The organism is Mesorhizobium sp. M0207, from assembly GCF_040321995.1.
In the GTDB taxonomy this organism is placed as follows: Bacteria; Pseudomonadota; Alphaproteobacteria; order Rhizobiales; family Rhizobiaceae; genus Mesorhizobium.
Genome location: NZ_JAMYSQ010000019.1, coordinates 105,498 through 126,162, shown reverse-complemented (window position 1 = coordinate 126,162; position 20,665 = coordinate 105,498). Strand labels below are relative to the sequence as shown.

18 protein-coding genes are annotated in these 20,665 nt (G+C 60.1%); 12 read left to right on the top strand and 6 right to left on the bottom strand.

Translation table 11 applies throughout. The features are described 5' to 3' along the window. The first annotated feature begins 51 nt into the window (after window positions 1-51). The 3 genes from NKJ15_RS23410 to NKJ15_RS23400 all read left to right on the top strand — a co-directional run bounded on the left by NKJ15_RS23410 (window position 52) and on the right by NKJ15_RS23400 (window position 3,728). A complete protein-coding gene (locus NKJ15_RS23410; protein ID WP_352474451.1) occupies window positions 52-888 on the top strand; it encodes an ABC transporter substrate-binding protein in 837 nt (278 codons plus the stop codon). Window positions 889-964: 76 nt separating this feature from the next. Next, entirely contained in the window at window positions 965-2,494 is a 1,530-nt protein-coding gene (locus NKJ15_RS23405) for an amino acid ABC transporter permease/ATP-binding protein (RefSeq protein ID WP_352817831.1), read from the top strand. Window positions 2,495-2,582: 88 nt separating this feature from the next. Then, window positions 2,583-3,728 (top strand): LacI family DNA-binding transcriptional regulator, encoded by a 1,146-nt coding sequence (locus NKJ15_RS23400; protein WP_352614842.1) that lies wholly within the window; start codon window positions 2,583-2,585, stop codon window positions 3,726-3,728. 234 nt (window positions 3,729-3,962) lie between these two features. On the opposite strand, the gene NKJ15_RS23395 is transcribed toward NKJ15_RS23400, so the two are convergent. Together NKJ15_RS23395 and NKJ15_RS23390 are read right to left on the bottom strand one after the other, a co-directional pair. Continuing rightward, window positions 3,963-4,919, bottom strand: a complete 957-nt coding sequence (locus NKJ15_RS23395; protein WP_352817819.1) for an FAD-binding oxidoreductase — start codon at window positions 4,917-4,919, stop codon at window positions 3,963-3,965. 211 nt (window positions 4,920-5,130) lie between these two features. Continuing rightward, window positions 5,131-5,988, bottom strand: coding sequence for a LysR family transcriptional regulator (locus tag NKJ15_RS23390; protein ID WP_352503720.1), 858 nt, complete (start codon window positions 5,986-5,988; stop codon window positions 5,131-5,133). A 133-nt stretch (window positions 5,989-6,121) separates the two neighbouring features. Here NKJ15_RS23390 and NKJ15_RS23385 point away from each other — a divergent pair, with 133 nt between their 5' ends. From NKJ15_RS23385 to NKJ15_RS23355, 7 genes are all read left to right on the top strand, one after another. After that, window positions 6,122-7,204: an amidohydrolase family protein gene (locus tag NKJ15_RS23385; protein WP_352503721.1), complete on the top strand. Its 1,083-nt coding sequence runs from the start codon at window positions 6,122-6,124 to the stop codon at window positions 7,202-7,204. An 11-nt stretch (window positions 7,205-7,215) separates the two neighbouring features. Beyond that, window positions 7,216-7,569: a Rieske (2Fe-2S) protein gene (locus tag NKJ15_RS23380; RefSeq protein WP_352770491.1), complete on the top strand. Its 354-nt coding sequence runs from the start codon at window positions 7,216-7,218 to the stop codon at window positions 7,567-7,569. 112 nt (window positions 7,570-7,681) lie between these two features. Then, entirely contained in the window at window positions 7,682-9,289 is a 1,608-nt protein-coding gene (locus NKJ15_RS23375) for an ABC transporter substrate-binding protein (RefSeq protein WP_352817816.1), read from the top strand. A 94-nt stretch (window positions 9,290-9,383) separates the two neighbouring features. Beyond that, entirely contained in the window at window positions 9,384-10,430 is a 1,047-nt protein-coding gene (locus NKJ15_RS23370) for an ABC transporter permease (RefSeq protein ID WP_352817813.1), read from the top strand. Then, on the top strand, window positions 10,427-11,311 hold the full coding sequence (locus NKJ15_RS23365) for an ABC transporter permease (RefSeq protein ID WP_352614852.1): 885 nt from the start codon (window positions 10,427-10,429) through the stop codon (window positions 11,309-11,311). Before NKJ15_RS23370 ends, NKJ15_RS23365 begins: the two co-directional genes overlap by 4 nt. After that, the gene (locus NKJ15_RS23360; protein WP_352817810.1) at window positions 11,301-12,932 is read left to right on the top strand and encodes an ABC transporter ATP-binding protein; all 1,632 of its coding nucleotides are present in this window, start codon (window positions 11,301-11,303) and stop codon (window positions 12,930-12,932) included. The genes NKJ15_RS23365 and NKJ15_RS23360 overlap by 11 nt, the downstream gene beginning before the upstream one ends. A 187-nt stretch (window positions 12,933-13,119) precedes the next feature. After that, entirely contained in the window at window positions 13,120-13,977 is an 858-nt protein-coding gene (locus tag NKJ15_RS23355; RefSeq protein ID WP_352817807.1) for a protein-L-isoaspartate O-methyltransferase family protein, read from the top strand. A 91-nt stretch (window positions 13,978-14,068) separates the two neighbouring features. Here the strand turns inward: NKJ15_RS23355 and ftsH are convergent, their stop codons facing one another. The 4 genes from ftsH to NKJ15_RS23335 all read right to left on the bottom strand — a co-directional run bounded on the left by ftsH (window position 14,069) and on the right by NKJ15_RS23335 (window position 19,127). After that, entirely contained in the window at window positions 14,069-16,003 is a 1,935-nt protein-coding gene (ftsH, locus tag NKJ15_RS23350) for an ATP-dependent zinc metalloprotease FtsH (protein ID WP_352817805.1), read from the bottom strand. A gap of 460 nt (window positions 16,004-16,463) precedes the next feature. Beyond that, window positions 16,464-16,826 (bottom strand): hypothetical protein, encoded by a 363-nt coding sequence (locus tag NKJ15_RS23345; protein WP_352503729.1) that lies wholly within the window; start codon window positions 16,824-16,826, stop codon window positions 16,464-16,466. A gap of 514 nt (window positions 16,827-17,340) precedes the next feature. After that, window positions 17,341-17,958 carry a glutathione S-transferase family protein gene (locus NKJ15_RS23340; RefSeq protein WP_352817801.1) on the bottom strand — a complete coding sequence of 206 codons (618 nt, stop codon included), beginning with the start codon at window positions 17,956-17,958 and terminating at the stop codon, window positions 17,341-17,343. A 68-nt stretch (window positions 17,959-18,026) separates the two neighbouring features. Continuing rightward, window positions 18,027-19,127: a pyridoxal-phosphate dependent enzyme gene (locus NKJ15_RS23335; RefSeq protein WP_352817799.1), complete on the bottom strand. Its 1,101-nt coding sequence runs from the start codon at window positions 19,125-19,127 to the stop codon at window positions 18,027-18,029. Between the two features lie 87 nt (window positions 19,128-19,214). Between NKJ15_RS23335 and NKJ15_RS23330 the strand changes: the two genes are divergently transcribed. Together NKJ15_RS23330 and NKJ15_RS23325 are read left to right on the top strand one after the other, a co-directional pair. Further along, a complete protein-coding gene (locus tag NKJ15_RS23330; protein WP_352817796.1) occupies window positions 19,215-19,697 on the top strand; it encodes an Lrp/AsnC family transcriptional regulator in 483 nt (160 codons plus the stop codon). Between the two features lie 271 nt (window positions 19,698-19,968). Further along, window positions 19,969-20,631: a TetR/AcrR family transcriptional regulator gene (locus tag NKJ15_RS23325; protein WP_352817793.1), complete on the top strand. Its 663-nt coding sequence runs from the start codon at window positions 19,969-19,971 to the stop codon at window positions 20,629-20,631. The last annotated feature ends 34 nt before the right edge of the window (window positions 20,632-20,665 follow it).

The window sequence follows — 20,665 nt, the reverse complement described above, 5'->3', positions numbered from 1 at the left end:
CGTCGAGTGGGATCGCAAGGCCGAGTTCGGCCAATCGTAAGAGGAGAAGACATGCACACGAATTCGAGCAGGCGCCAACTTGTGAAATCCGGTCTGGCGCTGACGATCGCGCTGTTGACAGGACTCGGCACGTTGGCCTCGTCAACTCAGGCAAACGCGGCCGACAACCCCTACAACCTCATCGACCCGACGGTGATCAGCGTCGGAACCATGGGCGATGCGAAACCCTATGTCTTCACCGACGCCAACGGTAACTTCACTGGCTTCGACGCCGAACTCTTCCGTGATGTGGCGCGCCGGCTCGGGTTCAAGGAGGAGCAGATCGTTTTCACCGGCCAGGAATTCTCGGCGCTGCTGCCCTCCGTTGCCAACGGCCGCTTCGACGTCGCTGTCGCCGCCATCGGCACAACGGCGCAGCGCAAGAAGACCGTGGATTTTGGCGACGGCTATCTCGCCGGCTACCTGTCGATCATTTCGGCGGATCCGGCACTGACGAGCAATGAGAGCACCGCCGGAAAGCGCATCGGCGTGATCCAGGGAACGCTGCAGGAAATCTATGCCGAGAAGAACCTCAAGGGCGACATTGTCAAATTTCCCGACAACAACACTGCGGTGGCGGCGCTGAATAACGGGACGATTGATGGCCATTTCACTGACTATGAGTCGGCCAAGCAGTATGTGGAGCGCTATAAGAACCTGAAGATTACAATGAACGTGCCGTCCTTCGACGCGCCGGCCGGGTTCGTGGTCAAGAAAGGCAACGATGCCTTCCGCGAGGCGCTCAACAAGGCGCTGCGCGAGGCCATGGACGATGGCACCTGGAAACGGCTGCATGAGAAGTGGTTCCCGGGCACTCCGATGCCGGATCAATATCTGCCCAAGAAGTAAATTCGCGCGTATTCATTTTCGTTTCCGGCCGGGCCCGTCAGCAACGGTGCCCGGCCGAGTTATAGATGGACTTGATATGAGCTGGTTCGATACCTTCGCCCGCAGCTTCCTTGATTTCCAGGCGATGGCAGAAGTTCTGCCAAACATGGTGATGGTCGGCCTCAAGAACACTTTGATCCTGGCCCTTGCCTCGACGTTTTTCGGGACGCTGATCGGTATCGTCCTCGCAGTCATGGGGATTTCAGACAACCGGCCGCTGAAACTCCTTGCCCGAGTCTACACCGATATCTTCCGTGGGCTTCCTGCCATTGTCACAATCCTGATCATTGGCCAAGGCTTCGCGCGGTTGGGCCGAGATATGTTCGGTCCATCGCCTTATCCGCTGGGCATTCTGGCGCTCAGTCTGATCGCCGGAGCCTACATCGGGGAGATTTTCCGCGCCGGCATTCAGAGCGTCGAGCGGGGTCAGATCGACGCCACGCGCACTCTCGGTATGACGTATGGCCAAGGCATGCGCCTGGTGGTAATCCCGCAAGGCATCCGTCGCGTCCTGCCTGCACTGGTCAACCAGTTCATCGGCAATGTCAAAGACTCCAGCCTGGTCTATTTCCTTGGTCTGCTCGCCTCCGAACGCGAACTGTTCCGCGTCGGCCAGGACCAGGCTGTGCTGACCGGCAACTTGTCGCCGCTATTGCTGGCCGGAGTGTTCTATCTCGTGATCACGGTGCCGCTGACCCATCTCGTCAACTACATCGACGCGCGCATGCGCGTCGGCAAACGAATAACCGCCGTGCAGAGTGGCCTCCAAGAGGTCGCCGAGCTTGCCGAAGCCGTCGTGCCGGGAGCAGCGACGTTGCCTGCAGCAGCGCCCACACGCTTCAAGGGTGGCGGCATCGAGGTCAAGAATATCGACATGGCCTACGGCGCCGTCCAGGTGCTGCATGACGTCAGTCTGAAAGTGGAGCCCGGGACCGTCACCTGCCTCATCGGTCCGTCCGGATCGGGCAAGTCGACCTTGCTGCGCTGCCTCAACCGTCTCGTAGAATGTCAAGCCGGTGACATTCTGCTCGACGGCGAAAGCATCTACAAGCAGACCCCTGACCAACTCCGGCGGCGCGTGGGCATGGTTTTCCAGCAGTTCAATCTGTTCCCCGACCGTAGCGCGCTCGCCAACATCACCTTGGCGCTGCGCAAAGTTAAACGCATGTCGCGCGAGGAGGCTAATGACGCGGCCTTGGCGAAGCTAAATGAAGTAGGACTGCTGGAGCGTAAGGACCATCGGCCGGCCAATCTCTCCGGCGGGCAACAGCAGCGGGTGGCCATCGCGCGTGCGCTCGCCCTCGAACCCGAAATTATGCTGTTCGACGAAGTCACCAGTGCGCTCGATCCGGAATTGGTCAAAGGTGTCTTGAACTTGATGGCCGATCTCGGGCGGGGCGGGATGACGATGGTCGTCGTTACACACGAGATGAATTTCGCTCGCAAGGTCGCGAACCAGGTCGTGTTCATGGACGAGGGGCGGATCGTCGAGGCAGGCCGGCCAGAAGACCTATTCGACAATCCGCAGAGCCCGCGTCTTCGACGCTTTCTGTCGGAGGTGCTGTGATTCAAATGGTGTGCGCAGCGGCGGGTTCTGCGGTGTTCGGCCTTGCCGGGCGTGCCTAACTGCCGCTAGTTCGTCGCCACGACGTTGCATGGTCGGCGGGACTTGCTGGGTGACTCAAAGATCCAAAAACGCAACTATCATCGAAGTCGCTCGCCGGGCTGGAGTGAGCTCTGCCACGGCTGGGCGCGTGCTTGGTGACTACGGGTACAGCAGCCCTGAGGTCCAGGAGAAGGTGCGCGCCGCGGCATCTGCGCTGGGTTATCGGCCCAATCGCCTGGCCAAAGGTCTGATCACCGGTAAGACCCAGACTATCGGCGTTGTCGTAGGCGACATCGAAAGCCCATTCTATGCAAGCGTGCTGCGCGGAATAGGGGACGTCGCGCGCCGTGGCGGCTTCGGGGTTATCGTTACGAATAGTGACGAAAATGCCGAACTCGAGCGAGAGGCAGTGCAGCTGCTGTTGGAAAAGCAGGTCGATGGTTTAGTCGTCTCATCGACCTTCTTGGACAAGCCGGATCATCTTCGTGACGCAGTCGCGGCCGGCTGTCCCGTCGTGCAGTTCGACCGCATCGTGGCGGGCATGGAAACCGATTCGGTCGTGGTCGATAACGTTTCTGTAACGCGTAGCAGCATAGCGGCGATCATCGCCGCCGGACACAGCCGCATCGGAATATTGGCGGAACTCGGGCCGGACCAACGCGATGATGTTGGCTCCTTTGTGACAAACGCTGATCTCTCCAGCTCCGACGTTCGCTACCATCATCCAAGCTGGCAACGGTTGTTGGGTTATCTCGAAGCCCATCGCGCTGCGGGCATTTCGCCGGATCCGCAGTTGATCCGCCGCGTGGCGGTCTATTCCAGCGAGGCAGCCCGAAAGGAGGCACTCGATCTGCTGACAATGCGCAATGCGCCGTCCGCCCTGTTTACCGCCGACGGTGTGATGTCGACAGGCGTTCTGGAGGCGACATCCGCACTGAAGCTTGCGATTCCGGGAGAGGTTTCGCTGCTTTGCTTCGACGATCTCGACTGGATGCAGTTCGTGGCCCAAGGTATCACAGCCATCGCGCAGCCGGCGCATCTGATCGGGGCGACGGCAGCCGAGCTTCTCTTGAAGAGGCTGGCTGGCGACACCGCACCGTTTGAACACCGTGTCCTCGCGGCTCGCCTGGTGAACCGTAATTCGATTGCGGTTCATCTCAACCGCAACGCCCCTGATCCGGCCGCGACGGTGTAGCTGGAGCCGAATTGCCGCGCCTCTTTGTGTCGAGGTCGATCCCATGCAACGGCTGAATGATAGCTCAAGCGTATTGCTGGGTAGGACTTTTGTCGCTTGCGATGCCCAGCGTGAGCTGCGCCAGAAATCGGGCGAGCCCATCCGGGTTCCGAGACCTAATCACGTGCGGTCGCAGTAGTATGGCTTGGTCGTTGAACGCAAAGGCTGCCCGATTTCGTTCCGCGATGGGTACAATTATAGATCAAGCAAAATGTCGCCTTGTGGGCGGCTGCAGCACGCCAGGATGTAGCCTGCCGATTTATCCTCCAAGGTCAGTCCGCCTAGGTCATCCATGACGACTTCGCCAGACAGCTTGGCGATCCGGCACGTACCGCAAACTCCCTGCTGGCAAGCGGTTGGGACATAGACGCCACATTGGCGCGCCGCTTCCAGCAGGGTCTCTCCGGGCGCGCAGTGATATGCAAGGCCGGAGCGGGCGAAGCGGACCGAAGACAAAACCTTTGAATCCGATAGCGAACGCGAAATGTTGCCGCCCCCGAAGCTCTCCTCATGATACTGTGAAGGGGCGAGCCCGATTGCATCGAGGCAGCTGCGTGCAGCCTTTATGTAGGATTCCGGCCCACAGGCAAAAATCGTGCGGCTATGGAGATCGGGAACCAAGGTCAGGAGCATCTCACTGTTAATTCGCCCGGTTGGACCCGTCCAGGCCGGGTCTCCATGACTGCAAATGCAAGTCACATGAACATTGGGAAAGCGAGCGGCAAGTGCGTCCAGTTCGAGCCGAAAAATGATGTCGTCCGGCGTTCTCGCACTATGAATGAAGTGGATATCCTGGTTTGCTGCGCGGTCGGTAAATGCCCGCAGCATCGACATGACGGGAGTTATCCCGCTGCCACCTGAAAGGAAGAGGGACTTTGCATGCGGCAGATCGTCGAGATTGAACGAGCCGAGCGGCCCTTCGATCTCGATCCCATCGCCCGGCTTCAAATTGTCATGGAGCCAATTCGAAACGAGCCCGCCCGGCGTCCGTTTCACGGTGATCTGCAGGTCGAGCGGTCGCGTCGGCGGTGATGAAACAGAGTAGGAGCGTGTCACCGCGGCCCCCTCGATCCTCAGGTGCACCACAGCATATTGGCCAGCGCTGAAGCAGAACATCCGATCTGAAGCGGGTGTGAGAACGAATGTTTTCACATCGTGCGTCTCGTCGATCACGCGTCGGCAGAGCACAAGCTGCGGCGTGGGCTGTGCCCACTGCCGGTGAAGCTTTGTTGGGGCGAAGCCGGGGGCTCCTAAGGCCGCGTGTGCGTTCATTATTCAACTCGGGTTTGAAGTCGAGCCAAGATGCCACTTCAAAACCCGCTGAACAGCCGCGCAATCCTACCTTTATGATCGGTAATTTCGATTAAACTTCCAGGGACATTACAGCCACCTGGAGAGCTCGGATGCCCTTGCGAATAATGGGTTCGTGTTTGCGGCGCGCAAGGATCGCGGTGTGGACTGGCTGGTGCAGCGTCGGCGCTCCCTCGACGAGGAACGATGGGAGCTCGGCCGTGAACCGGCGCGCATCGTCGCTGCGCATGTAGCAGGTGCCGCCCGTTCGTCGCAGCATGATCTCCGCCAGAGTTTCCGATCCCGTCGAAAGCCGGCAGATCGCAAGCTCGGCCAGCAGCTCTGCGTGCGTCTTTTCCAGCACCGCGGTGTAGCCTGGGCGAATGTAGGTTTCAGGGTCGACATCAGACAGCGTTCTGGCAGCCGTCGAAACCATCACATATTCCTCGACCATCAGATGCTCGTAGGCGATCTCAGGCAGGTAGCGAGGCGCATAAAGCACGGCAATATCGAGATTTCCCATGCTTAGGTCGCTGACCATCTGGTTCGAATAGTCCGACTCGACATGGATCGAGGATTTTGGAAGCGCCTGGCACAGTGTCTCGACCCATCCCGGCAGGACCGAACGGGTCATCCCCACCTGTGCGGCGATGCGCAACGTGCCCTCGAAACGGTTGAACGCTCGCACATCGTGTCGAGCTTGCGACCACGTCGACAGCAAGGATCTGGCATAGGCTTCGAACCGCCGCCCGGCGGCTGTCGGCTCAGCGCCGGCGCGCCCGCGCAGAAAGAGCTCGGACCCGATCGCGCTCTCCAGATTCTTGATGCGGGTGCTGATCGTCGACTGGGTCAACCCCAGCCGGTCGGCGGTACGATTGAAATTTCGCGACTCGATGATGTCGAGAAAGGTTTCGATGTGATCTAGCTGCACATGACCTCCGATCGAAAAAGTCGATCATATTGCGCAGGATCATAAGCTTGATCAGACAATACTCAAGGCGGAAGCTGCACGCGGTGAAATCGGCCGGCAGATCGTCCAGGCTGAAGCTACGGAGCTGAGCAACGTGTTCATAGTCGACTGCGATTGTCACAATTACTGGTCGAGCGCGACTGTATTGGAGCCTTACCTTTCCGGCCTATGGAAGGACATGTTCGTTGAAGGCGAGAAGACAGGTCCCGTTGGCGCCTTCCCGCATGGCCATCGTCCCTGGTTTCATCCGCAGGACTTCTCACGCAAGGACGTCCGTCCGAAAACAGAAGCCGACAACTATCTCATCATGAAGGAAAAACACCTCGACAAGTACAAGGTCGACGTGGCGATCCTGACCGGCGATGAGCCGATCGAGGCTTCCACCCTCGCCAATCCCTATTATGCCAGCGCCCTCGTCAGCGCCTACAATGACTATCAGATCGACCAATGGCTGCCGAAGGACGATCGCTTCATGGGCTCGATCATCGTCGCGCCACAGGATCCGAAGCTCGCGGCCGCCGAGATACGCCGTCTGGGCAATCACCCGCGCATGGTTCAGGTTCTCGCTTCGCAAGGCTCCGTCAAGCCCTATGGCGATCCGTTTTACCATCCAATTTATGAGGCTTGCGCCGAGGTGGGGCTGCCCTTTGCCATTCATCTGGGCGGCCATGGCGGCGTGAATTCGACCGCGATTGCTCCGGCCCCGACGACATTCTTCTGGGAGACCCATGCCATCCTGCACATGTCGGCCATTTCGCATGTCGCAAGCATGATTGCGCATGGCGTCTTCGAAAAATGGCCGGACCTCTACTTCGTGGTCATCGAATGCGGCGTCGCCTGGGTGCCATCGGTATTGTGGCGCCTGGACGCCGACTACAAAGCCCTACGCAAAGAGACGCCATGGCTAAAGATGCTGCCGTCCGAATATTGCCGGCGCAACATCCGCTTTTCCACGCAGCCGCTGGAGCAGCCCGCAAATATTCAGCATCTCTGGTCCACTCTCGAGGCGATGGACGGCGAAAATACGCTGATGTTTGCCTCCGACTATCCCCATTGGGACTATGACGATGCCAACACGCTGCAAATCCCTCCTGCCTGGAAGAGCAAGATCATGGGGCTGAATGCGCTGGAGGTTTACAAGCGCATCCCGCGCGCGCAAGCGGCGAATGCTGCCTGAGGAAGCAGACGATGCCCGAGAAGACATACATCTGTAGAGTCGAAGAGATCGAAACCGGATCTCCCTTCATCGCCAAGATCCGCAGCCTTTCGGTCGGCGTTTTTCGCATCGGAGATTCATTCCACGCGCTGCTGAATGTTTGTCCACACCGCGGCGCTCCCCTTTGCGAGGGGCCGCAATGTGGAACAACTGCACCGGTCGAAGAGGCGCAGTTCATCTATCACCGCCAAAACGAGATCGTGCGCTGCGCCTGGCATGGCTGGGAATTTGATATCAAATCGGGCGCGGCCCTGGTCGATCCGTCCGTTCGCGCGCGCACATTTCCAGTAACGGTCGAGGCGGGCAGCATCTATGTGACGGCCTGATTGAGGTACGGATTCGAAAAGTAGCAGAAAGGGTGATCGCGGCTAACGGGCAGATTTCTTCACAGGGTGCGGCACGAACAATAACGCGGAAAATCCGCAATGGGAGAGTCAAATGTCAGAATGTGGATACAAGCTTGGTATCGCTCAAAGCCTGATCGGTCGCGGCAAGATTTCCCGTCGCGACTTCATTCAGCTTGGGCTGGCCGCTGGGCTGACGGTCACCGCTGCGGATAAGCTCTTCGTCAGCACGGCCCGGGCCGAACCGCTGCAGGGCGGCTTCGCCAAGCTCGGAATGGCACATGGCGCGACGACGGATTCGATCGATCCGGCCGGCTACCCGGACACCTTCACACAGACAGCGTTCTCGGGCTCGATGTCCAACAGCCTCACCGAGGTCGACGCCAAAGGCAACGTCCAACCGGACCTTGCCGAGAGCTTTGAATCGTCCGATGGCGCCAAAACCTGGGTCTTCAAGCTTCGCAAGGGCGCAACCTTCCACAACGGCAAGAATGTGACGGCGGACGATGTCGTGACTTCGCTTCGCTATCATATGGGCGACGAAACTAAGTCGGCGGCGAAGCCGCTGCTTGAGCCCGTCGCCAGCATTAAGGCGGATGGCCCCGAAACGGTTGTCTTCACGCTGAAAAGCGGCAACGCCGACTTCCCCTACATCATGAGTGACTACCATCTGGTCATCATGCCGGCCAAGGACGGCAAGGCGGATTGGGGATCGGGCGTTCGCACCGGCGCTTTCGTGCTTGAGAATTTCCAGCCCGGCGTTTCGGCCAAACTCAAGCGCAATCCGAACTACTTCAAGAACGGCAAACCCTATCTCGACGAGGTGGAGTTCATCGCCATCACCGATCTCGCCGCTCGCATGGCCGCGCTATCGACGGGGGAGGTGGACTATATTGGCCGCGCCGACCTTAAGACCCTCGGCATGTTGAAACGCAACCCCAAGGTGGAGATCGTCGAGGTCACCGGCTATGGCCATTACACCTTGCCGATGAATGTCACGATGGCGCCGTTCGATAATCCGGATGTCCGGATGGCCTTAAAGTGGGCGATCAACCGTCAGGAGATCGTCGACAAGATCTTTCTCGGTCACGCCACTGTGGCCAATGACAACCCGATCGCGCCGGCGATTAAATTCGCCACGAATCCGCAGCCGCAGCACAGTTTCGATCCGGAGAAAGCCAAGCATTATCTGAAAAAGGCTGGAATGGAGAAACTGAAGGTGGACCTCTCGGTCGCCGATGCCGCTTTTGCAGGCGCGGTGGACGCGGCTGCGCTGATCCGCGAGACGGCAGCCCAGTGCGGTATCGACGTAAACGTCGTGCGCGAGGCCGAGGACGCCTATTGGGACAATGTCTGGCTCAAGAAACCTTGGTGCGCTTCCTATTGGAGCGGTCGCGCGACGGCCGACTGGATGTTCACGCAAGCCTTCGCCGCCGATTCCAGCTGGAACGAGTCGTTCTGGAAAAATCCCCGCTTCAACGAGTTGCTTGTCCAGGCGCGCGCCGAGACGGATGAGGCCAAGCGGGCGGCAATGTATGCCGAGATGCAGCAACTGACGCATGATGATGGCGGCAGCATCGTGCTGGTCTTCAACAATTTCGTCAGCGCCAAATCCAACAAGCTCGCACATGGCGAAGTGGCGCCGAACTGGGAGAACGATGGACTGAAGATGGCCGAACGCTGGTGGATCGCCACTGCGTGAGAGAGCGGGCCGGACCCGCGATGGCTACTGGGCTTCGGCTTGCAGCCGCGTGCCCTGCCGGCAGGGCAGCGACGGCAACGGGAAACGCGAGCAAATGAACCCGGTCGCAAGAACGGTTCTGCAGCGCCTTGGCCTCGGCCTGGTCACGCTGTTCATCGTCTCCATCATTATCTTCTCTGCGATTGCAATGCTGCCGGGCGACTTCGCCAAGGCGATGCTCGGACAATCCGCGACACCCGAAACGGTCGCCGCCTTCCAGCGAGAAATTGGCATCGACCGTCCGCCTGTCGAGCGTTATTTCGTCTGGGTCGGGCAGATGCTCCACGGGGATTTCGGCTCTTCGTTCGCAAGCCGCACCGGATATCGGCGCACCGTCGCCGAGATCATCGCGCCGCGCCTTTACAATACGATGTTCCTCGCATCGATGACCGCGCTGATCGCAGTTCCGCTCGCCCTGGGACTGGGCATCCTCGCTGCGCTCTACCGCAATGGCTGGTTCGACCGGGTGGTGAACGCAGTGACGCTGACAACCATTTCGTTCCCGGAGTTCTTCGTCGCCTATATGCTTGCCTATCTGGTCATCTCGCGCGACACATTCATCGGCTCCGAGTTCGCACAATCCGTGCCGCACTGGCTTGCAGTGTCACTGAACTGGATACTTAACGCAGTTCCCAAGTTCCCGACATTGTCGAACGTAAACGACCAGACGCCGTTCTGGGATCAGGTCTGGAGAGTAGCCTTGCCGGCGACCACGCTTACGCTCGTCATCGTCGCACACATGATGCGCATGACACGAGCGGCAATCATCAACATGCTTGCAAGCCCCTATATCGACATGGCGCGTCTCAAGGGAGTCTCGCCGATTGCCATCGTACTCAGGCATGCCTTGCCCAACGCATGGGCTCCGATCGTCACGGTGGTGGCCTTCAATCTTGCTTATCTCGTCGTCGGAGTGGTCGTCGTCGAAGTGGTGTTCGTCTATCCCGGCATCGGTCAGCTGATGGTCGACGCGGTCAAATCAAGGGATGTTCCGGTTGTCCAGGCTTGCGCCTTGATTTTCGCGGCGACCTATATCCTCCTTAATCTGACCGCCGACATCATTTCCATCGCCACCAATCCCAGGCTCTTGCATCCACGATGACCAGCTACGAACCCATCGCGCAGGTTCACAGGCTGAGGCGCTCGCGCGCCACCCGGGCCAAAACGGCGCTGAAGAAGGCACCCTTCAGTGCCTGGTTCGGCATCCTCGTGATCATTGGCTATGTCGTCGTTGCGGTCTTCGCGCACTGGATCGCCCCATACGGCGAAACACAGGTCTTCAGCGAGGCCTTCGCACCGTGGAGCCAGCAGTTCAAATTGGGAACCGACCAGCTCGGCCGCGATATGCTCACACGCTTGATTTACGGTGCGCGCAACACCATCGGTATAGCCGTCGCGACTACATTGCTGTCCTTCGCAGTCGGCGTCTCGCTAGGCCTTCTTGCCGCGTTGTATAGAGGATGGCTCGACCAGATACTGTCGCGTGCGGTGGACGTCTTGATGTCGATTCCAAGCCTTATCTTCGCCCTGGTGCTGCTTTCGATCTTCGGCTCGTCGATCACAAGCCTGATAATCATCATTGCGCTGCTCGATTCTACCCGTGTCTTTCGGCTCGCACGCGCCGTCGGGCTTAACGTGGCGGTAATGGACTATGTCGAAGTGGCGCGATTGCGCGGCGAAGGCCCGAAATGGATCATCGCCAAGGAAATCCTTCCCAACGTGATGCCGCCGCTGGTCGCGGAGTTCGGCTTGCGATTTTGCTTCGTATTCCTCACGATCGCGGCACTGTCCTTCCTGGGGGTCGGTATTCAGCCACCGACCGCCGATTGGGGATCGATGGTGCGCGAGAATGCGACCCTGATCACCTACGGCGATGTCACGCCGCTGCTGCCGGCCGGCGCGATTGCCCTCCTCACGGTCTCTGTGAATTTCGTCGTGGACTGGTTCCTGCATGCAACAAGCGGGTTGCGGGATGAAAAATAGCGCTCCCGGATTGCGCGAAAAAGGCAAGGATCTGCTTCAGATCCGCAATCTGCATGTGGAGGGTTTCTCGGACGAGCGGTGGTATCCCATTGTCCGCGGGGTCGATCTGGCGCTGAAGCGGGGGGACGTTCTTGGCCTGATCGGCGAGTCAGGCGCCGGCAAATCCACCATTGGCCTCGCGGCTATGGGTTACGCCAAGCCGGGCTGCCGTATTACACAGGGCTCGATCCTGTTCGACGGGATCAATCTTCTGGCACTAAGCGAAACAGGGCGGCGTCGCCTCAGAGGCTCCCGTATCGCCTATGTCGCGCAAAGCGCGGCGGCCTCTTTCAATCCGGCCCACCGACTCCTCGATCAGACTGTCGAAACCGTGGTGGCGCATGGGATTGCCAGCCGAGAGAAAGCGAACCGGAGTGCGGTCGATCTTTATCGGCGTCTTCAGCTTCCAGATCCGGAGACCATTGGCTTTCGCTATCCTCACCAGGTTTCCGGCGGACAGTTGCAACGGGCGATGACCGCGATGGCGATGGCTTGCCGTCCGGACCTCATCGTCTTCGACGAGCCAACGACGGCGCTCGATGTGACAACGCAGGTCGAAGTTCTCGCCTCCATTCGCAACATCGTGGAGGAGTTCAACACCGCTGCAATCTATGTGACGCATGATCTGGCGGTGGTGGCGCAAATGGCGGACCGCATCATGGTTTTGCGCCATGGACTAACCGTGGAGGAGGCAGAAACGCGCCAGATGCTCGCCTCGCCCACCCAGGAATATACCAAGACGCTCTGGGCCGTGCGCAAGCTCGCCAAGCCCGAAGTTCCGGCCGATGAATATTTGCTTACGATAGACAACGTCACCGCGGCCTACGGCCGGGCGGTTAAGGTGCTCCAGGATGTCTCCATCAAAGTTCCACGCGGAAGAACAGTGGCTGTGGTCGGCGAGTCCGGTTCCGGGAAATCGACGCTCGCTCGCGTCGTTACCGGCCTGCTGCCCCCGCTTTCGGGGTCGATTTCCTTTGCCGGCCAGGCCCTTTCCAAGACCGTGAAGTTGCGCCCAAAAGAGATCCTGCGACGCATACAGATGATTTATCAAATGCCCGACAACGCCCTAAATCCGCGCCAGACGGTCGAAGAAGTTATAGCTCGTCCGCTTGAATTCTACCTTGGCCTCAAGGGTGCACAACGGGATCGGCGGATCGGCGAACTCATGCACATGGTCGAGATGAGCGAAACTTACCTGGATCGTCTGCCGGCCGAACTGTCGGGGGGCCAGAAGCAGCGCGTTTGCATCGCCCGGGCGTTGGCCGCCGATCCGGAGGTGATAATCTGCGACGAAATCACGTCCGCGCTCGACCAGATTGTGCAAGAGGAAATCCTGAAGCTCTTGATCCGGCTTCAGCGCGAGCTCGGCATGACCTACATTTTCATCACCCATGACATTGCCACCGTGCGGGCGATCGCCGACGAAATCGTGGTCATGCACCAGGGTAAAGTCGTTGAGCAGGGATTAAAGAGCGAAATTCTCACGCCGCCGCATGCCCCCTATACCGAACGGCTTCTGTCCTCCGTGCCGGAAATGGATCCGGATTGGCTCACAAGGCTCCTCGCCAGCCGGACGATGTGATCGTCGGGCAGAGTGTTCTTCCATATCGCCACGGTTTACAGTCTCGCGAAAGGCGCTCGGCGAGACCGCGCTCGGTCGCAAACGGACAGCGCGCGTCGCCCCGTCCATACGAAGATAGGCGCCCTTTGCCGTCACTCGGTTTTCTGAGAGCATGATGGAGTACGCGCAATCCGGGAGCCGATACTCTATGCCAACAGAAATCGATGCTAGTGTAGCGCGCCGGTGGTTTGCCGAAGACCTGCGTGTCGCATCACCTGTCTTGCACAATCCTGCGGTCATCGAGGCCTTTGCAAGGGTTCCGCGCGAACACTACCTTGGCGACGGGCCATGGCGTATCCATTCGAGACTGCAAATCGGGGCGGTCCATACCAGCCCTTCAGCCGCGCTTCATGAGATCTACCACGACGTTCTGGTCTTGCTTGACGAAAAACGCGGACTGAACAGCGGCTTGCCGTCGCTTTGGGCATTGGTTTTCGACCATCTGAACATCACTCCCGGCCAGACCGTCCTTCAGGTGGGCGCCGGTGTCGGCTATTTCACCGCCATCCTCGCTGAACTGACGGGTTCTGAAGGACGCGTGATTGCATATGAGATCGACGAAGAACTAGCTCGTCGCGCGCAAGGCAATCTTGCTCATTATGCGCACGTCGAAGTGACGTGCGGTGATGCAACGCAGGCAATTGATCTGCCAGACCTCGATGTCGTGATCGCCTTTGCCGGAGTGACGCACGTGCCGGAACGGTGGCTTTCAAATTTGTCCGACGCTGGCCGGATGGCATTGCCGTTCACGGGTGAAGACCGACGAGGTTTCATGATGCTTCTGGAAAGGGCTGGCGATACGTTTCCCGTACGATCACTTGTGCCATGCGGATTTTACCCCTGCAGCGGAGCCAGGCGCAGTGACGAAGAAAAGGCCTTGATGGTCGCCCTCAAGGCTGCGCGAGGCAAGGTCACCCGTCTCGCGCAATATCACCGAGGGCGACCGAAAAATGGCATCGAGAACGCTTGGTTGGTGACCGACGCATACTGGATTTCGAAAGCCTAGAGATCAATGTCGATCTTGCGTGTCACCGTCGTAGCGTGCGGCACGGCTTTCCACGAGCGATCTATGCCGGCGGGAGCAGTCCGAAACATCATTATTGCGTCCGAAATTTCCCCGATCCGCGCGTGGGGATTGCAGCCGCGGTCCTGGCCGGCTGCAGCACAGCCTTCTTCTTATGCGAAGACGGACTGGAACTATACGGCGCAGCATGATCCGCCGTCGAGGCGTCTCCGACCAGCGCCGCAAGGTCAGTCTCATCGAGCGTCTCGGTCTCGAGCAGCCTGCGTGCCGCCCTTTCCAGCACGTCGCGCCGCTCGGTGAGCAGGCTGACGGTTCGTTCGAACGCGGCCTCCACAATGTCGCGCACTTCCGCGTCGATGGCATCGGCGGCGGCTTCGCCGTAATCGTGCTCGCGCGGTCCGCCGGCGAGCGGGTTGGGGCTCAGGAAGGAGCGTGGGTCCTTTTCCAACGCCACGTGCCCGAGTTTTGCCGACATGCCGTAACGCGTCACCATGGCGCGCGCTATGTCGGTTACCTTGGCGAGATCATCGGCGGCTCCGGTGGACAGATGGCCGAATACGATCCATTCGGCCGCCCTGCCGCCGAGCAGCACTGCCATTTTGTTGTCCAGCTCCTCGCGTGTCATCAGGAAGCGATCCTCGGTCGGACGCTGGATAGTGTAGCCGAGCGCGCCGACGCCGCGTGGTATGATCGACACCTTGTGCACCGGGTCGACGCCAGGCAGCGCCATGGCCACCAGCGCATGACCCATTTCATGGTAGGCGACGATCTCGCGCTCGTTCGGGTTCAGGAGCCGGTTGCGTTTCTCCAGTCCCGCGACGATGCGCTCCACCGCATTGTTGAAATCGTCCATCGTTACCGCATCCGCCTTGCGGCGCGTGGCGAGCAACGTCGCCTCGTTCACGAGATTGGCCAGGTCAGCACCGGTGAAACCGGGCGTCAGCGCCGCCACTTTTTCCGCGTCGACATCCGTCGCCAGCTTGGCCTTACTCATGTGAACCTGCAGGATCTTGATGCGACCCTGCTTGTCGGGCCGGTCGACCAATACCTGGCGGTCGAAACGGCCGGCGCGCAGAAGTGCCGGATCAAGGATCTCAGGACGGTTCGTCGCGGCCAGCAGCACGACGCCGATCTGTGGATCGAAACCGTCGAGTTCGACCAAAAGCTGGTTGAGCGTCTGCTCCTTTTCGTCGTGGCCGCCGACCATGGTCCCGCGGGCGCGGCCAAGAGCGTCGAGCTCGTCGATGAATATGATTGCGGGAGCCTTGGACCGCGCCTGCTCGAAAAGATCGCGCACGCGCGCGGCCCCGACCCCCACGAACATCTCGACGAACTCCGAACCGGAGATCGAGAAGAACGGGACCTTGGCTTCGCCGGCGACGGCCTTGGCGAGCAGAGTCTTGCCCGTGCCCGGCGGTCCGACCAGCAGCACGCCTTTGGGCATGCGGCCTCCGAGGCGGCCGTATTCGCCCGGGTTCTTCAGAAAATCCACAATCTCCTGCAGCTCGGCCTTGGCTTCATCGACCCCCGCCACATCGTCGAACGTCACGCCGGTATTGGCTTCGACATAGACCCTGGCCTTGCTCCTGCCAATTTGCATCAAACCTCCGACGCCGCCGTCCATGCGTCTTAGAAGCAGCATCCACAGGCCAAAGAAGACGAGCACCGGCACAACCCAGGAAAGCAGGTCGCTCAGGAAGGTGCTTTCGACCTGGCCGGTCACAGTGACACCGTGCTCCTGCAGGTCACGGGCGAGGTTCGGCTCGACGCGTGTGGTGATGAATAGCGGCCTGCCGTCTTGCGGCTCCTTGAAGCGGCCCTGGATGAAGCGGTCCGAAACCTGCACCTCGGCGATTTTGCCGGCGTTCAGCAAGGTCTCGAACTGGCTGTACGGTATCTCGGCGACGTGCTGCGTCGTGGCATAGATATACTGGACGACCATCACGCCCACGAACGCCGCGACCCAGTACCAGATATTGAACCGCGTCTTTCTGTTGCTCATGTCCATGGCGGCCTCCACAGGGAACCGGATATAGGTCGCCAAGCCCGCGCGGCATCGGTGCAGGCCAGGTACGGCGCAAAAAAGTGGGAAGCCCAGACCAGCCGGCGACGATACTGGGTCTGCATTGTCCTTTCCTGCGCGGCATGCCCGGCATGCCGTTTTCCTCCGCCGGATAGACCCCCTTCAAAACGTCGTTGAAATCATGGCTGACGGCCGCATTGCACTCGCAGGCAAGCACCTGCGACACGGCGGCGGTCGCTGCTCTGCAGCAATGCCAACATCCAGACAACATCTGCGCCGGCATGCGGCCGCTTTTCCGCATCGCAAGGGTTCAACACTCAGGCGAGAGCCGGACCTATGGAACCCTACATGAATGGACGCGGAGAGAACGCGCCAGTCCTCGCCCCCCGGCTTTTTCCTCGCGGGCGGGCGGATGCCTCGGATACAGAGAGTGGCCGCGTTCAACTCAAAGTCGATCGACGGATGCTGTAAAACCGGTGACCGCGATACTTTCGATTTCACGACCGCGACCGGCGCCGGGAAGCTTCTCCAATTGATCCAATTGGCGCAACGCGTCCATGATGGCATCGAAGCTGACCGGTTCGGTTGCGCCCGGCGGCATGCGCAGCGCCGGCACCGATTCCACTGCACAGGCATCCGATGCCCATGACGAAAGGATTGCACGCTTCTCCTGGAAGTCCAGCGTCACGTCGGTCAGCACGTTCTCAGGTCGCTCGAAATGCCGTGCCGGATGGAGCAACCGGTCAAGAAAAACATCAGGGCCCTCGGGCCCGATTGGGGGAAAACTCGTCGAAATGGCTCCTTCCATCGATAGTCCTCCGCTTTGAATAGTCTCCTCTGTTGACGTCGTCTGTGGTGGCTGTCGCGATTTCCACCAGCTGAAAATTTTGGAGAGTTTCGACCAAATTTCAATGGCCCCGCAACGCCACATCCTCGCAGTTCCGCCCGCCATCAACATTTTTTCGAACCGGTGAAACAATCGGCGTGAATGTCAGTTCTTGCGCCTGGGACAAGTCGCGCGGCAGCGCCAGGGCGGTCGGGCGGGAGAACCAATCATTTCTTACATTTCCAGGAAGCGACTGTGCATTGGCTTGGTCGCAGGAATTTTGATGCTCTCGGCTGGCGGCTTTGCTCCGGTTTCAGCACAGGAAATCCCGAACGACTTCGGCGCAATCCTGCGTCAGAAGCTGCCGGCCGTGGTCGCGAGCCCGGGCAAGATTACCGGTTTCGCGCTCTATTATCGAGGCCGACCAGCAAATGGCCGCGAGAATGCCTGGCTGATGAGGGACACATGCTGGAACTCGAAAGCCTGGCGATCGATATCAATCTCGCGTGTCGCCGCCGTAGGGCGTGGCACGCATTGAAGGGCGTTCCACGAAGGAGCTATACCATTGTGCCACTCGTGGCCTTCCCTGCAGGAAGTCGGGCAGTCCGCTGAATTCCAGCCAGCTTAGACAAGTGGCGAGCGCGATGTGGCCGACATGGAGCGGCGCGTCGAATTCGACCTCGCTTTCCACGAAGTCATAGGATTCGATAAGCTTCATCGTCATGCCTGCACCCAAGGCGGGATAACGCAGATGTTCAGGGCGGCGCTCGTTTTCCCAGCGGATGGAAATGCCTGCGTCGCACATGCCGCCGGCAAGCGCCTGGAGGCGCAGGGCGGACCATTTGGCCCGCCCTGTTTCGGGGATGAGCCGACGACTGCTTTCGAGGTTGTCGAGATAGTCGCAGATTACGCCCGAATCGAAGAGAGCATAGCCCTCGTCGACAACGAGAACGGGCACCTTGCCAAGCGGATTGATCGCAAACACATCATCGTTGCGATTGATGGGGCTCGTCTCCTGATGAATGACGCGCAGACGTCCGGCAAGCCCAGTCTCGTAGGCAAAGACCAGAACCTTGCGCGCGTAGGGAGAGTGGGTCTGGTAGATAAGTTTCATGGACCCGTTCTGCGTTGGGTCTGGAATGCGGACATATCGAGCAGTGCGTGGCCCAGCCGCTCTTCTGTTCAATGATCCCGGGTCCGGTGCCATCGTCCTGCGTCCTTCTCCAGTTCGGCCTCGGTCACGATGATCAGCACCCGGCTCGATTCGTCGAGCGCAAGCTCCTGCGACAGGCCGTAAGCCGCGACGGCGGTGGCGAGGCCGGCGAGGCCGGCGGCACCCGACGGGGTTGTGTCTGGACCGTTTGCTTCACGAAGCCGGCTCTTCGCGTCGGCAAGCGCCGCTTCGGACACGGTTATGACCCGAGCGTTGCCTTGGCGCAGTACGTCGAGCGCCGATGCCGCTGCTTCGCCACAGGCGAGCATGTCTGCCGACGTCTTGAGATCGCCGGATATCCGCACCGACCGTGCTTTCGACAGCGCGGCCGCGACGCAGGCTGCGGCCTCTGGTTCTACCACGACGATCATGGCCGGAGGCATCAGCCAGTCCTTCAGCCCAGTCGTCAGGGCGGCGGCAAGTCCACCGACACCGGCCTGCACGAAAAGGTGGGTTGGTCTCAGATGGCCAATCTCGTCGACTTGGCGGCGGATTTCCGCGGCAATCACGCCATAGCCAGTGACGACATCAGCGACCGCTGGATCATCCGGGTCGCTCGAGGTATCGGCCACCAGAATACCTTCTCCGGCGCGGGCTGCCGCAGAGGCCCGATCGACGGCATCGTCATAGGTGCCGTCGACCCACACGATTTCGGCGCCTTGGGACTCGATACGCCGCACCCGGGCCGCAGGAACGCCCGTATGGAGGTATATCCTTGCCCTCCCGCCGGCAAACTTCGCCGCCGCGGCGACGGCAAGTCCGTGATTGCCGGCGCTGGCCGTGATTAGCGCCGGCAGCGGCGTCTGGGCCCGCTCTGGATCGAGCAGTTCATCGATATCCATCCCGGTAGTGCGGGCAAGAGCCCACAGACCGGCATAGGTGCCGCCGAGGGATTTGAAGCTGCCCAGGGCACGGTGGCCCTCGTTCTTGGCAAGCACCTGGGTCACATCCAGGCTCGCAGCCAGGCTTGGCAGGTCGAGCAGCTGTGTCGGTGCATAAAACGGCGACAGGCGCTGTAACAGCGCCGCAATGAGATCAGGGCCAAGGCCCGGCTGTGTGTCTGTGGTCATGAGGCGAAATTCTATTCCGGAAACGATGGCGCTTGGCGCCTATTATCGTTGCCCAGCTGCCTGATTTCGTCATAGATGCCTATCCAAATGACGAAAACCGCCGCCCTCGATCGCTTCGACCATGTGCTGCTGTCGCTGGTTCAGCGCGACAACCAGATCCCGGCGCGGCGTCTCGCCGAGCAGGTCGGGCTTTCCCAGAGTGCGGTCCTGCGCCGCCTGCGCCGGCTGCGGAAGGATGGCGTGATCGCGGCGGATATTGCCGTCGTTCGTCCGGCGGCCATGGGCCTGCCGCTAACCATCCATGTGCTCGTTTCCCTGGAACGGGAGAGCGCTGTCGAGTTGGACGCCTTCATCGGCAAGCTCCGCGGGCGCTCGGAGGTTCGTCAGGCCTGGTATGTCACCGGTGAAGCCGATTTCGTGCTCCTCCTGCAATTGCCGGGGATGGAGGCGTACGATGTCTTCGCGCGGGAAATCTTCCACGCCAATTCGAACGTGAGGGCGTTCCGCACCATCGTGACAATGCGGGAAGTGGTTGGCGCAGCCGATGCGCAGCCACTATCCACTGCCTGAGTTGCGGCGTGCCCCCGGCAAGCTGACTGCCCTGCTTGACCCGGAATTCTAGTCAAGGGCGCGAACCCGATTGAAGTTCGATACACGCATCCGGTATCTGCTCACCCGCCGCACCGAGCTAATCGCTGCCGCCAAGATGCTTCGCGAATGTCTGCCCCTGGCGCAAATTACTTCCACTCGTGCGTAGAAGAATATCCATGTATGAAACGGGGGGGTGCCGCTCGCTCCCGTATACTGATCGTCCAACGGCGGCATGAATTTCGGAAGGGATATGAGAGCCAACACTTCAGGATCTCCCGGTGATGAGGCGCACTCTACCCGCAGCAGAATCAAAGAGGTCGCGGCCGAGTTCTATGTCCTGCGCGGCCACGATGGTTTCAGCTTCGGCGATATAGCGACGGCAATCGGCACGACGCGCGCCAACATCCATCATCACTTCGGCAACAAGCGTAAGCTGATGGAGGAATTGATCGCGGACTTCGCCGCCAACGCCGAGGCCCGCATCAAGCGCTTCTGGACGACCCCCGATATCCGGTTCTTCGACCGTCTCGATATGCAGCTCGAGGATCTGCGCCGCTTCTACGAACGTTTCAACGCTGTGAAGGGAGCCCGCAATATGTGGAGCCCGCTTTCGCGCCTTCGCCACGACCTCCCGGTTCTCGGAGAACCAGCGGAACGTGCCCTGGAGCGCGTCAACCGGGTCTATGATCAGAGCCTGCGTCATGCGGTGGACCAGGCGGTGAAGGACGGAGAGCTTTCCTCCCACACACTCAGGAACGAACTCGTGCACATGCTGCGCATTACCCTTCTGTCCTGTCCACCGATGACGCAGGACACCGGAAGCTTCGACGAGGTCGCCAGGACCTTCGCAGCGCTCGCTGCGATCATCCGCGCCGCTTGGCAGGATGCGGGAAAGGGCTCGGATCGAGGCTAGACATCGGGTGGATCAAAGCGAAGGTGAGTTGACA

What these genes read in the sequence shown, in the direction of transcription:
- NKJ15_RS23400 (WP_352614842.1), top strand. Translation starts at nt 2,583, where the DNA reads ATGGTCGGCGGGACTTGCTGGGTGACTCAAAGATCCAAAAACGCAACT.
- NKJ15_RS23380 (WP_352770491.1), top strand. Translation starts at nt 7,216, where the DNA reads ATGCCCGAGAAGACATACATCTGTAGAGTCGAAGAGATCGAAACCGGA.
- NKJ15_RS23365 (WP_352614852.1), top strand. Translation starts at nt 10,427, where the DNA reads ATGACCAGCTACGAACCCATCGCGCAGGTTCACAGGCTGAGGCGCTCG.
- NKJ15_RS23375 (WP_352817816.1), top strand. Translation starts at nt 7,682, where the DNA reads ATGTCAGAATGTGGATACAAGCTTGGTATCGCTCAAAGCCTGATCGGT.
- NKJ15_RS23405 (WP_352817831.1), top strand. Translation starts at nt 965, where the DNA reads ATGAGCTGGTTCGATACCTTCGCCCGCAGCTTCCTTGATTTCCAGGCG.
- NKJ15_RS23410 (WP_352474451.1), top strand. Translation starts at nt 52, where the DNA reads ATGCACACGAATTCGAGCAGGCGCCAACTTGTGAAATCCGGTCTGGCG.
- NKJ15_RS23360 (WP_352817810.1), top strand. Translation starts at nt 11,301, where the DNA reads ATGAAAAATAGCGCTCCCGGATTGCGCGAAAAAGGCAAGGATCTGCTT.
- NKJ15_RS23340 (WP_352817801.1), bottom strand. Translation starts at nt 17,958, where the DNA reads ATGAAACTTATCTACCAGACCCACTCTCCCTACGCGCGCAAGGTTCTG.
- ftsH (WP_352817805.1), bottom strand. Translation starts at nt 16,003, where the DNA reads ATGGACATGAGCAACAGAAAGACGCGGTTCAATATCTGGTACTGGGTC.
- NKJ15_RS23325 (WP_352817793.1), top strand. Translation starts at nt 19,969, where the DNA reads ATGAGAGCCAACACTTCAGGATCTCCCGGTGATGAGGCGCACTCTACC.
- NKJ15_RS23345 (WP_352503729.1), bottom strand. Translation starts at nt 16,826, where the DNA reads ATGGAAGGAGCCATTTCGACGAGTTTTCCCCCAATCGGGCCCGAGGGC.
- NKJ15_RS23355 (WP_352817807.1), top strand. Translation starts at nt 13,120, where the DNA reads ATGCCAACAGAAATCGATGCTAGTGTAGCGCGCCGGTGGTTTGCCGAA.
- NKJ15_RS23335 (WP_352817799.1), bottom strand. Translation starts at nt 19,127, where the DNA reads ATGACCACAGACACACAGCCGGGCCTTGGCCCTGATCTCATTGCGGCG.
- NKJ15_RS23370 (WP_352817813.1), top strand. Translation starts at nt 9,384, where the DNA reads ATGAACCCGGTCGCAAGAACGGTTCTGCAGCGCCTTGGCCTCGGCCTG.
- NKJ15_RS23330 (WP_352817796.1), top strand. Translation starts at nt 19,215, where the DNA reads ATGACGAAAACCGCCGCCCTCGATCGCTTCGACCATGTGCTGCTGTCG.